11 protein-coding genes are annotated in these 12,025 nt (G+C 67.2%); 1 reads left to right on the top strand and 10 read right to left on the bottom strand.

The annotated features are described in order from the left end of the window. Nucleotides 1–10 precede the first annotated feature (10 nt). The 10 genes from IM660_RS17325 to IM660_RS17370 all read right to left on the bottom strand — a co-directional run bounded on the left by IM660_RS17325 (nt 11) and on the right by IM660_RS17370 (nt 10,412). The gene (locus IM660_RS17325; protein WP_193497019.1) at nt 11–1,000 is read right to left on the bottom strand and encodes a hydroxyacid dehydrogenase; all 990 of its coding nucleotides are present in this window, start codon (nt 998–1,000) and stop codon (nt 11–13) included. After that, nucleotides 997–1,944 (bottom strand): Gfo/Idh/MocA family protein, encoded by a 948-nt coding sequence (locus tag IM660_RS17330; RefSeq protein ID WP_193497020.1) that lies wholly within the window; start codon nt 1,942–1,944, stop codon nt 997–999. The genes IM660_RS17325 and IM660_RS17330 overlap by 4 nt, the downstream gene beginning before the upstream one ends. Further along, complete coding sequence (locus tag IM660_RS17335) at nt 1,941–2,837, bottom strand: ATP-binding cassette domain-containing protein (protein ID WP_193497021.1); 897 nt, start codon at nt 2,835–2,837, stop codon at nt 1,941–1,943. Before IM660_RS17335 ends, IM660_RS17330 begins: the two co-directional genes overlap by 4 nt. Continuing rightward, complete coding sequence (locus IM660_RS17340; protein ID WP_193497022.1) at nt 2,830–3,804, bottom strand: ABC transporter ATP-binding protein; 975 nt, start codon at nt 3,802–3,804, stop codon at nt 2,830–2,832. Before IM660_RS17340 ends, IM660_RS17335 begins: the two co-directional genes overlap by 8 nt. Next, nucleotides 3,801–4,736: an ABC transporter permease gene (locus IM660_RS17345; protein WP_193497023.1), complete on the bottom strand. Its 936-nt coding sequence runs from the start codon at nt 4,734–4,736 to the stop codon at nt 3,801–3,803. The genes IM660_RS17340 and IM660_RS17345 overlap by 4 nt, the downstream gene beginning before the upstream one ends. Beyond that, entirely contained in the window at nt 4,733–5,677 is a 945-nt protein-coding gene (locus IM660_RS17350) for an ABC transporter permease (RefSeq protein WP_193497024.1), read from the bottom strand. The genes IM660_RS17345 and IM660_RS17350 overlap by 4 nt, the downstream gene beginning before the upstream one ends. 105 nt (nt 5,678–5,782) lie before the next feature. Then, nucleotides 5,783–7,552 carry a peptide ABC transporter substrate-binding protein gene (locus IM660_RS17355; protein WP_193497025.1) on the bottom strand — a complete coding sequence of 590 codons (1,770 nt, stop codon included), beginning with the start codon at nt 7,550–7,552 and terminating at the stop codon, nt 5,783–5,785. Nucleotides 7,553–7,666: 114 nt separating this feature from the next. Further along, on the bottom strand, nt 7,667–9,349 hold the full coding sequence (locus IM660_RS17360) for a sulfatase family protein (RefSeq protein WP_193497026.1): 1,683 nt from the start codon (nt 9,347–9,349) through the stop codon (nt 7,667–7,669). 86 nt (nt 9,350–9,435) lie between these two features. Beyond that, the gene (locus tag IM660_RS17365; protein ID WP_193497027.1) at nt 9,436–10,032 is read right to left on the bottom strand and encodes a TetR/AcrR family transcriptional regulator; all 597 of its coding nucleotides are present in this window, start codon (nt 10,030–10,032) and stop codon (nt 9,436–9,438) included. 41 nt (nt 10,033–10,073) lie between these two features. Next, complete coding sequence (locus IM660_RS17370) at nt 10,074–10,412, bottom strand: type II toxin-antitoxin system PemK/MazF family toxin (RefSeq protein WP_193497028.1); 339 nt, start codon at nt 10,410–10,412, stop codon at nt 10,074–10,076. Between the two features lie 126 nt (nt 10,413–10,538). On the opposite strand from IM660_RS17370, the gene IM660_RS17375 reads away from it, so the two are divergent. Further along, entirely contained in the window at nt 10,539–11,807 is a 1,269-nt protein-coding gene (locus IM660_RS17375; RefSeq protein ID WP_246465016.1) for an FAD-dependent oxidoreductase, read from the top strand. Nucleotides 11,808–12,025 lie beyond the last annotated feature (218 nt).

The raw sequence follows: 12,025 nt of genomic DNA on the forward strand, positions 1-12,025 counted from the left end.
TCTAAGCACCTCACCCACTGATCACGAGCATCTCCTCGGTCACCTCGTGAAGGAGGTCCTCACCGCGCACGAACCGGCCGATCTCGTCCACCAGAATCTGACCGCCACGGCGACGGGACTCCCGGGTATTGCCTGCCACGTGCGGGCTGAGGACGACGTTTGGGAGCATTCGCAGCGCGGCATCGACCGAATCCGGTTCGTTGTCGTAGACATCGAGGGCCACCTCGATCCTGCCGCTTCGGGCCACTTCCAGTAGCGCCCCGGGTTCGACCACCCGTGACCTGGCCGTGTTGATCAGCACAGCACCCTCCTGCAACTGCGCGAGCTCAACAGCGCCCAGCATGTGCTCGGTCTCGGCCGTGGCAGGTGCGTGTACCGAGACCACGAGACTCTCCTGCAGCAGCCGGTCCAATTCCGCGCGCCGCACCCCGAGCTCGTGGGCCGCCGGCTCCGACAAGTAGGGGTCGTGCACGCTCACCTGCGCCCCCAGCGCCTGCACCCGCGTGATGTAGGCGCGCCCGGTCCGGGAGGCGCCGATCACTCCGATGCGCGCACCGGCAATCTCTCTGCGCTCCGGCACCTGACGCGCCTCCTGCAAAGCCGCCCCACGGGCGAGCGCTGCGTGGGTGCGGTGGAGCCGTTGCAGCCCGACCATCGTCAGTGTCAGCGCGGTCTCGGCGACCGACTCGGCCATGGCCGCACCGCCCTGGGTGACGCGCACGCCTCGCTGCCACGACCGCGCCGTCACCAGGAACTTGACCGAAGCTCCGGTGTGGGCCACCAGGCCCAGGCGAGGTGCGCCGTCGAGAATCTCGGCGGTCAGCGGTGCGCTGGTCCAGCCGGTCACGAGGACGTCCGCGTCAGCGAGCGCCTGACCGTAGGATCGCGGATCGTCCAGGACGCGCACTCTCCCGTGGGAGCCTAGCTCGGCGAGCAGGTCGTCAGGGAGGAAGCGAACCCGGTCCGATTCCCGGACGGCCACCACGATCGTGGCGTTCACACCCGCACCTCCGCACCGGTCTGCAGACTCTCCGCGGCAGCCGCGAGCAGTCGCACCACCCCGAGCATCTCGGATGTGGCGATCGGCGCGCGGCCCGTGCGGCACATGGTGAGGATCTCGGTGAGAAGTGGGACGTAGAAGTCGGACCCGCCGGCGGTGATCTGGAACGGCGTGGCGGACTCCCTGTAGTGCAGCGTGCCACCGGTGCGCGGCGTCCAAGTCGGGCTGCCGCGGACGGTGGCGATGCGGCCGTCCTCCCATTGACAGACCAACACGGTCGCGCCCGGGCCACTACGTGCCGTCACCGAGACGCAGCCCGGCCCCAGGACCGCATGTGCCAGGTCCGCCAAGTGCACGCCATACCAGGCCGGTAGCGGCAACGGGGGCTGTGCAGGCATCGGCCCCCACAGATCGGCCCCCACGACGGCGCCCGGTCCCCTGACCTCGGTGAACGGCCTGGCGTAGCGCTTGGGTGAAGCGCACAGGACCGGCACCCCTGCGGCGTCTGCCTCGGCAAGGACTGGCTCGACTTCCGGGGCCGAGAGCGCCAGTCGGGTGTCGACGTAGGTCGGCCGGCCCGTGGCCACGGCGGCGGCGAGCAGTTCGACGTGCTGGCGCGGGTCGACGGCGGTGATCAGAACGGCGTCGACGTGGGCAAGCAGATCTTCCATACTGCCAGCTCGTGGGATCGTGAGGTCGTCGAGGACCTGGGAAGAGACGTCGTCGAATCGGTCGCGACTCATGGCGAAGTCCGCCGACGGAGTCCCCGGCCAGGCAGCGACGACGCGGGCACCGGCGAGCGCAGGATGGGGCGGCTGCGCACTCTGGACGCCACCCGGCTCCCGGTGCGGAGAGTCCTCAGCGGCGGCGTTCAGCAGGCGCGCGAACGCCGGCGCATGGGAGGAGTCGAGGCCGGCGAGGCCCAGGCGTAGCGGAGTAGTCATCGGACGGCCTGCGGATGTTCGGCGGCACCGATCCGGGCCCGGTGGCCAGGTCCGACCTCGGTCATGCGGACGCTGTCATCGTCTTCCGGGCGCCAGGGGTCCTCAGGCAGCGGGACTGGCTCACCGCGGACAGGGAGTACCGCGGCGAGGAGCTGGCGGGTGTAGGGATGGCGCGGCTGCTCGAAGAGCGCCTCGGCCGGGCCCTGTTCGACGAGGCGCCCTCGGGACATGACCGCGACCGTATCGGCCAGCTTCTCCACGACTCCGAGGTGGTGGGAGATGAACAGCATCGTCAGGCCCAGTTCGTCCTTGAGTCGTTCGAGCAGGGAGAGGATCTGCGCCTGCACCGAGACATCCAGTGCGGAGGTCGGCTCGTCGCAGACCAGCAGTTCCGGCTCGAGAGCGAGCGCCCGCGCGATCGCGATGCGCTGCTGCTGCCCACCAGAGAACTGGTGGGGGTAGAGCTCGGCGGAGCGCGGCGGCAGACCAACAAGTTCGAGCAGCTCCCGCGCCCGCGCCTGCCCGGCGGCAGCATGAGCGACGCGGTGCAGCCGCAGGGGTTCGGCCACGTTGGCCGCAGCAGTGAAGTGGGGCAGCAGCGATCCGAACGGGTTCTGGAAGATCATCTGGGCACGGCGGCGGAACGAGGCGGCCTGACGGCCCTTGATGGAGGTCATGGGGCGCCCGTCGAACTCGACCGTGCCCGCCGAGACCGGCTGCAAACCCATGACGAGACGCGCGACGGTGGACTTACCGCTGCCGGACTCGCCGACCAGGCCGACGGTCTCGCCGCGACGGACCTCAAGGTCCACGTCATCGACAGCGGTGACCGCTCCTCCCCGGCCGCGGAACACCTTGCTCACGCCGTTGAGGCGGACGAGGGGATCAGACATGGTCGTGGCTCCTCCAGCAGGCGGCGACTCGGCCCGGGCTGACGCTCTCGAGGCTTTGGGCATGGGTGCACCGATCAGCGTCGGCCAGCGCGCACCGGGTACGGAACGGGCATCCGCTGGGCCGGTTAGCCACATCGACCGGACTGCCAGGGATCACCGAGAGTTTCCGGTGCCTGTCCCCGACATCGATCGTGGATCCGAGCAGGCCCTGGGCGTACGGGTGGGCGGGGCGGTCGATGAACTCGGCCATTGGGCCGCGCTCGACCACCTGGCCCGCGTACATCACCACGGCGGTGTCGCAGAAGAACCTGGCGACACCGAGGTCATGGGTGATCATGATGATGCCGGTCCCCCGCTCTTTCTGGGCCTTCAGCAGCTCCAGGATCTGGCGCTGGACGGTCACGTCCACGGCGGTGGTCGGCTCGTCTGCAATCAGCAGATCCGGCTCGATCGCCGTCGCCATCGCGATCATGGCTCGCTGCCGCATCCCGCCGGAGAGTTGAAAGGGGTACATCCGCAGGCGGCGCTCGGGCTCCGGGATGCCGACCTCACCCAGCGCCCGGATCGCACGCTCGCGCGCCTCGGCCTTGGTGCACACCCCGTGCCAAACAAGGTGCTCAGTCAGTTGGCGCTCAAGGGTGATGGTGGGGCTCATCGCCTCCATCGCGTTCTGGAACACCATGCCGATCCGGCGGCCGCGGATCGCGCGCATCGCTCGTTCCGGCATGCCCACGAGATCCTGACCGTCGAAGATCGCGTGCCCGTCGGTGATCGAGGCGGTCTTCGGGAGCAACGCGAGCAGACTTCGGGCACCAACGCTCTTGCCGGAGCCGGACTCACCGACGACGGCGACCGCTTCTCCGCGCGCGACGCTGTAGCTGAGTCCGTCCACGGCGGGGACCATGCCGCGTTCGGTGCGGAACTGCACCTTCAGGTCCTGAACATCGAGCAGCACATCGGCGGTCATCGGCGCGTTCCCGTCGTGTCGAAGGCGTCTCGGATCCCGTCCCCGAGCCAGGTGAAGGCGAGCAGCACGACGGCCAGCATCACGGCCGGCCACACCAGCATGTTCGGATAGGAGGTGACGTAGGAGATGCCGTCCTGGATCATGCCGCCGAGCGAGGGCGTGGGCGGCTGGACTCCGAGGCCGAGGAGGGCGAGGCCGGCCTCGGCGGTGATGGCTGCCGGGATCCCGAAGGAGACGGCCACCAACAATGGTCCGACGGCGTTGGGCAGGACGTAGCGGACAGCGATGGTCACGCCCGGCGCACCCATGGCACGGGCGGCTTCGACGAAGTCGCGCTGCATCAGCGTCATGGTCTGCGCACGCGTCAACCGGGCCATGTTCACCCATGAGGCGATGGCGATCGCGAGGATCACCGCTCCGACGCTGCGGCCCAGCACAGCCACCATCAGAACGGCGAACAGGTAGGTAGGGAAGGCGAACATCACGTCGGTGATGGCCATCAGGAACTGTTCGGCCCGGCCACCGCGATACCCCGCGATCAGGCCGATCACGACCGCCACGATCAAGGCCGCCAGCTCGGCTCCGAAGCCGACGAGAAAAGAGGTGCGCAGGCTGTAGATCAGGCGCGAGAGCAGGTCCCGGCCGAGGAGATCGGTCCCGAGCAGGTGCCCAGCGGTCCCGGGGCCGGCGAGGGTGTGCTCGTAGTCGGGTTCCTCGAATCCGTACGGTGCGATCAGCGGCGCAATCACCGCGAGGATGATCAGGGCTACCAGCACCACGAAGCTAGCGAGAGCGAGCTTGTTACGGCGAAAGCGCGTCCAGGCGCGACGGAACTGGCTCTGGGCCTGAGCTGCTCCCCCGGTCGCCACCGACTCGGAACTCTCGGGCGGGTCGGGGCGTTCTGCCGTGTCAGTGCGGTCCGTCTGAGTCATCGTGCACCTGCCGTCGCGCGGATGCGGGGGTCGAGGAAGCCGTACAAGAGATCCACCACCAGGTTGGTCACCATGAGGATCACGGCGAAGAAGAGCGTGGTCCCCATGAGCAGGGGCATGTCACGAGAGGCTGCTGCGTCAGTGAAGTACTGCCCGAGCCCGGGAATCCCGAAGATCCACTCGATGAACACGGTCCCGGTCATGAGGTTCGCAAGCACCGGTCCCGCGACCGTCACGAGTGGGATGAGGGAGTTGCGCAGGACGTACCGGCGGATCACGAGCCGGCGGGCGCCGCCCTTGGCGAAGGCGGCAGTCACGTACTCCTCGCGCAATGTCTCCAGGACCGAGGAACGAACGTAGCGGGTCATGACCGCGGCCGGACCGAGCGCCAGTGCAATCACGGGCATGATCATGTTCTCTGGTCCGCTCCACCCCCGCGAGGGGAGAACGTGCCAGGTGCCGGACAGCAGCAGCATGAGGAAGGTGCCGACGAGATAGGGAGGCAGGCTGTGCCAGATGGTCACCGCGAACATCGACCCGTAGTCCCAGGGGGTGTTCTGCCGCAGGGCCGAGAACACGCCCACGGGAATCGCGATACAGAGGGCGATGATCACCGCCACCACGGCCAGGGTGGCCGAGACCGGAAAGGACGTGGCGATGATGTCCTCGACGTTCTGGCCCGTGTACTTGTACGAGGGACCCATGTCCCAGGTGAGGGCGCCTTTCATGAAGCCTAGATACTGCTGCCAGACGGGCACTTCCTCGCCGTAGCGTTGCTGCATTTCGGCCGTGACGGTCGAGGACTCCTCTGCCGCCAGGTTCGAGATGTCGGCGAAACTTCCCGGCGCCAACTGCAGCAGACTGAAGGCAATGATGGAGACCGCGATCAGCGAGAGCACTAGCCGGGCTACTCTGCGGACCACGAAGACGGCGAGATTCATCGTGATGCCTCCAGCTCGGCGTCTCGCAGTTCGGGGATGCGGATGTCAGCACCTCGTGCCGGCGGGGCTCCTGCTCCGCCGGCACGAGCGTCGAGATCGGACAGGTCATTCACCGGTGATGGACACACCCTTGAAGTAGTACACGTCCGGGGTGCCACGGAGATTCAGGCCTTCGACCCCCGGCCGTACCAGGTAGTTCGCATCGATCAGCGTCACCGGGAGATAGAGATACAGATCGTCGCGAACTTCGGCCGCGTCGACGAAGTACCCTGTCGCGGCTTCCAGATCCGGCTGACTACTGCCCTCAGCCGCGAGCGCCGTGAACTCCTGCGCGCCCGCGCTGGCGTGCTCGTCCCGCAACGCCCGCAACTGCGACTCCCGCTCACCGGGGTCCAGATCCTCGTCTGCCTGGACTTCCTGGTACTCCTCCCACACCTCGGCAGGGAGGCTGAACTCCTCCATGGTGCGGGGGTTGAAGATCGTATTGATGGCGTCATTCCAGTTGGCGCGCGTGATGAAGCCACCGGAGTAGAAGCCCGGGGACTCCTGCACAGACCAACGCTCTTCCACATACACGCCGCGCTCGACGTTGTTCACACGCGCACTGATCCCGAGATGCTCACCCCACTGATCCACCGCGACATCCAATTCGGGGCGAGGCGCTTCTGTCAGCAACATCAGCTCCGGGAAACCCTCACCATCGGGATAGCCCGCGTCGGCAAGCAGTTCCTGGGCCCGTGCGATGTCCTCGTCCTGGCCGAGACCATGCTCCGCACCCAGGTACTCCGGCACCAGTGACCTGGCGACGGCCACGCCCGGCTGCAGACCAGCGACGATCTCCCGGCCTAGAGCGAGGGAAAGTGCCTCACGTACGCGCACATCCTCCAACACGGGATTGGTACTGCGTAGCAGTGCCAGGTAAGTGATGTTCCGCTGCTCGACCGCTCTGATCTGATCCGTAAACTCGGGGTTGTCCACGTAGGAGAAGACGTCCTCGCCGACGAGCTGCATGAGGTCCACCTCGTCGTTGTCATAGGCGACCGGGCTCACCGGCTCGCCAGAGGCAAAGAGTTGGATCTCCACCTCATCGAGGTGCACGTTCTCGCCGTCCCAGTAGTTCTCGTTCGGGACAAGGGTCATCTCGACATTGCGCTGCCACTCGTCGAGCACGAAGGGCCCATTGCTGACCCAGTTCTCGGGCTCGGTCCACTCCTGCGGGAACTCCTCGAGCGTCGCAGGGTGCAGCGGGAGCATCGAGGGGTGCGTCAGGCCAAGCAGGAAACCAGGGTTAGGGGCCTCAAGCGTGAAGACGAGCTCGTGCTCTGCAGTCGCCTCGATACCGACCTCGCTGAAGTCGGTGACACTTCCGGCCAAGAACTCGCTCGCATTCACAATGCCCAGGGCCGTCTGATACGAGTTCGCGCCCGTCGTCGTCCCGGCGGCCGAGCCACCGGGAGTCAGGAGCCGCTCATAGGTCCAGACGAAATCGGCAGCCGTCACCGGTTCGCCGTTTGACCACGCCGCATCCCCCCGTAGCTGGAAAGTCCAGACCGTGCCGTCCTCGGACACGTTCCACTCGGCTGCCATCCCGGGCTCCACGTCCGACCCGTCCGCGTTCTGAACAACCAGCCCCTCGAAGAGACCCTGCTGGTCGATCCAGATGCCGTTCGTGATCACATGAGGGTCGAGACTCTCGGGGTTGGGCCAGGTCGTCCGGAGAATCTGAGCGGCGCTCTCGTCACCGGATCCGGAGTTCGTGCTCGCATCGGTGCCGCCATCGCCGAAGATGCTGCAGGCGGTCAGGGCAAGCGCCGCGGCGGCGACAGCCGCAACTGCCTGAACGCTCCGCTTGGGCATGGTGTGGGGGACTGCCATCGTCACTCCATTGTCGTCATGTCGGGCCGGTCGTGGGCATCGATGCCCGCGAGAAATGTCCGTCGGTCGTGGGAACGACGCTAAGCATCGCATTAAATTTTGTCAATAGCCGAATCAAGCGCTGCTGAGAGATGTTGCGGAAGGGGTGCTGGCACCGGAAGTGCTGACATCGCGCGCACGGGTGGCATCGGAGCGAGCAGCTGCACGTGCCGACTCAGGGCGCACGAACGACTTCACCGGGTACGGGTACGGGCGTTGCCAGCCTCTGGCGTAGAACTCAGGCTCGGTCGATGAGCCGATCTTGTCCTCGTGCCCGCTGGCCACGAGGGCCATCACCTCACGCGTCAGGGTCGCATCCATTCGGTCCAGGTCGGCCCGGTGGGCGGGATCCCGGCTGAGATCACGGATCTGCTCCGGATCCGCGTCGTGGTCGTAGAGCAGCACTTCACCGGTGCCGTACTTGTGAAGCACCATGCCACCCTCTCGCAGCATCCACCCGTCGGCGACGGCGCCCACCACCCGTTCTCGTGACTCCGCCTCGAGCCCTGAAAGCCCAGGGACGGCACGCGCATCCATCTGCTCCGGTACACCGGCTCCCACGAGCTCGAGCATCGTGGGAGCAAGGTCGTAGAGGTCAACCATGGCGTTGTTGATGCCCGGCACATGACCAGGAATCCGGATCATCATCGGCACCCGGACGGATTCCTCGTGGAACATCGCCTTGCCCAGCAGCTCACGATCACCCAGGAAGTCACCGTGATCGGAGGCGAGAATGACGATGGTGTCTTCGGCCAGGCCCGCTTCATCGATCGCCTGGAGCACGCGCCCGACCTCGTGATCGACTTGCATGACCAGGGCCGAGTAGTGGGCGCGGACCTGGGCCCGCGCCTCATCGGGAAACTCGGAAAGATCTAGGTCGGCCCACGCACGCAGGTAGGAGTCGCGGGCCGCCTGCACCCGTTCGGGGGCATGGTCGGCACTTCCCGGCCGCGCGATCGGAACCCGGTCGCGGTCGACCCGATCGAGGAACTCCGGGACAGGGTCGTAGGGACAGTGCGGCCCGGGAAACCCGACCATCATGGCGAACGGCTCGTCGCATCCTGTCCGGGAGGCGATGAACTCCTGCGCGGCGGTACCGACGAAATGGTCGACGGAGTGCTCCCACGGCACCGGGGGCGGCGTTGCCCCTCGGCTCTCGTGGTATTCGGGCCACGTGTTGGCATGAGTCTTCGCCAAGCCATGCCGCCGTAGGTAGGCGTCGTAGTCGTCGCGGATGGCGATATGACGCTTGTCTTCGGCGATCACGCGGTGGTGGAACCCGTAGCCGGCATCCCAGGGGTAGAAGTGCATCTTCCCGATCGAGGCGGTCACGTACCCTGCGGAGGAGAGCCGGTCAGCCCACGTCTCGATACCCATCTGGCGATAGTCGGGCCGGAGCCCCTGGTCATTGGCCAGCACTCCGGTGCGCAACGGGTGCATTCCGGTCAGCAACGCGTTCCGCGCCGGCACACACAGCGGTGCACTCGAGACGGCAGCGGTGTAGCGCACACTCGATGAGGCAAGCGCGTCGATAGCGGGGGTCTGAAGCCAGTCGGCGCCATAGCAACCCAGGAAGTCTGGGCGGAGCTGATCCGGGAGTATCAGGACGATGTTCTTGCGGGTCACGAAGCCTCCTGTGCGGCGCAGCCACACGCGTTGCCGAGCACGGGCGGGCCAGAACGCGAGGCGTCGTGTCGCACTGTGACGAGAGCCGCCGTTGCTCAATAATTTTGTCATCAGCAGAAGTATGGTGATCATCGTCCACATGCCCCGCCAGTGTCAAGACACGGAAGATGCGCACCCAGAGACGAGCAACGAACGTCAGGGCGCGATACGAGAAGCCATCAGAGAGCGAGCAGCCGCCGACACGCATCGACTACCAAGGACACCCTGGGGGTGGCCGACGACCCGTGGGCGAGCGCCCGCACCGCCCACTCGTCCATCGCCCGCAGCACTGCCATCACCAAATGGAGCTGCAACTCCGGCGGCAGGTCGGCACGCACCGCCCCTGCCTCTCGCCCGACCTGCAGCACCCGGGCCACCCAGCCCGAGATCTCAGCCACCACACCGGCCTGCGCACCCTGGGGCGGCGCGGCGTAAAAGAGGCGCCCCAGCAGGAGGGCGTCAGGATGAGCGACCAGGTCGCGCTCCAGTCGCGCGAGGAACCCTTCGACGCCCTCCCAGAAGTTCTCGGCGAAGGAGTCCGGCGCGGGCACGTCCAACCCGGCCCGCACCTGCTCGGTCAGGTCGCCGATCACGAGATCCACGAGATCCTGCTTCGACTCGAACAGGTGATAGAAGCTGCTCTTACTCATCCCGCACGCCCGGATGATCCGGTTCAGCGACGCACCCTCGAGACCGGCGCTCGCGAACTCGTCCGCCGCGGCCCGCACGAGTGTGGCTCGGCGTTCTGGGTCGAGGCGGTCCAGCGGGTTCGGCATACCGCGAGAGTAGTGGGAGTCACGCGCGGTCGGTCGAGCGCTCAGGTATCCAGCACCAGCGACAGCGTGCCGCGCACCTGATGCAGGACCGGTGAGCCCACGTTTCCCCAGCGACCGATCACACGACGCGTGGCCACAGACCGTACGTGTTGACACTGGGCAGAACACTGGCTGCGGAGTCCGTTGTGCTCGTCAGGCTCGATCACGATCTCGACGCTGCTCTGCCGGACAGTACGCGTCAGCGGCACCACCTGGACGACGTTCGGAGCCCCGCGCAAGATCCGCGCAGCAGTCACGACGATCGCAGGCCGAACGAGCCCAGCCTCCGACCCGAGTGGCGTACCAAGATCGAGTTCGACGACATCACCGGGCGTCAGCATCGAGCCACGCGGTCTCGTCCCCCGTCAACGGTCCGTACGACCCCGATCAACAGTGGACCACCCGGTCCACAACCGTGCTACAGTCGCACTGGACCACCTGGTCCAGCATTCACGGAGGGAGCCGGCGTGAGCTTCATCGAGACACCGCTACACGACCAGCTGGAGGCGGCCGCCCGGGACTCCCGGCCCACGCTCATCGTCGGGGCCGGCATCGCCGGCACCACACTCGCCCAGCTCTTGCGCGGCGCCGGCCAACACCCGGTCTTGATCGAGCGATCCGCCGGCCGCCACCCCGGCTACATGCTCGCGCTGATGCCGATGACCGATGCCGCATTCAGCGACCTCGGCGTCACCGAGGCCTATCACTCTCGCAGCGTGCCCATCAGCCGCTACCGCGTGCGCTCACGCACAGGAACAATCCTCCGCACCGACCCGATCGACGAGATCCTCAGCCAGTACGGCGACTACCGTGGCATCAGCCGCGGTGACCTGCTCGACATCCTCACCACCGATCACGCCCCGGTCACCACGGGCACGACCGTCTCCGCGCTACGGGACGAGCCAGACGCCGACAGCGCCGCCACAGTCACCCTGCGCCAAGGCGAGCAGGAGACCGAGGCAAGCTTCGCCGTCGTGATCATCGCCGACGGAATCGGCTCGACCACTCGCCGCCTCCTCGACACACCCACCACAGACGTGGACACGGGCTGGGGCGGCTGGGTGGTGTGGGCTCCTGCCGATGATCAGATGGATCTCGGCGAGGAGCTGTGGGGCACCGACTTCCTCCTCGCCACCTACCCCGTCAAGGATGCCGTCGGCGTCTTCCTCGGGGGCAACCGGGACGACACCGCCGCCGGACCGGAGGCATTCGTGGCACGGGTGCGCCGCCAGGTCCCCTCCCCCGGGCCGCGCATGAATGCGGCTCTGGAGGCCATCCTCGCCGATCCCGACCCCTACTTCTGGCCGCTCACCGATGTGCGCGCTGCCCGCTGGACCACTGGCCGCACCGTGCTGCTGGGCGACGCCGCCGCCGGCTTCCTGCCCACGGCGGGCATCGGGGCTGGCATGGCAATGGAGTCGGCCTGGGTGCTGGCCCGCCTGCTGCGCCACCACGAGAGCAACGACGGCGGCCCTCCTCTCCCAGCACTGCTCACCTCGTTCGAGGCTCGCCAGCGCCCCCGGGTGGAGGCCGCGCAGGACAACTCCCGCCAGCTGGCACGCTTGATGTTCCGGCGCAGTCGGATCTGGGCCGTCGTGCGGGACCTGGTGGCGCGGCGGGTCAGTGTGGCCACGGCGCTCGGCCCGATCCGGAAGCTGCTTGCCGACCTGCCGTCCGTCACCCCACCGTCCACCAACTCACCCACCACCACCAACTCACCCACCGCCGAACGCTGAGTTGGTCGGCATCGAGGCGGGCAGCGTCAAGGGGTCAATGCAACTTCGGGCGGATTGGCGAGTAGGTGGGGGCGGGCGAAATGGTGCGGACGGGATGGTGCGAGCTACGTGGGAGCGAACGAGGCCCCCTGTCATGGCTGGTACTGCTGCTTCACCTGCCCGGCTACGATGCCGCAACGAGTCAGCCACGGTTCGGCCTCGATCCGGCCACAGCCATT

Origin of the sequence: Ruania alkalisoli (assembly GCF_014960965.1) — a bacterium.
Taxonomy (GTDB): Bacteria; Actinomycetota; Actinomycetes; order Actinomycetales; family Beutenbergiaceae; genus Ruania; species Ruania alkalisoli.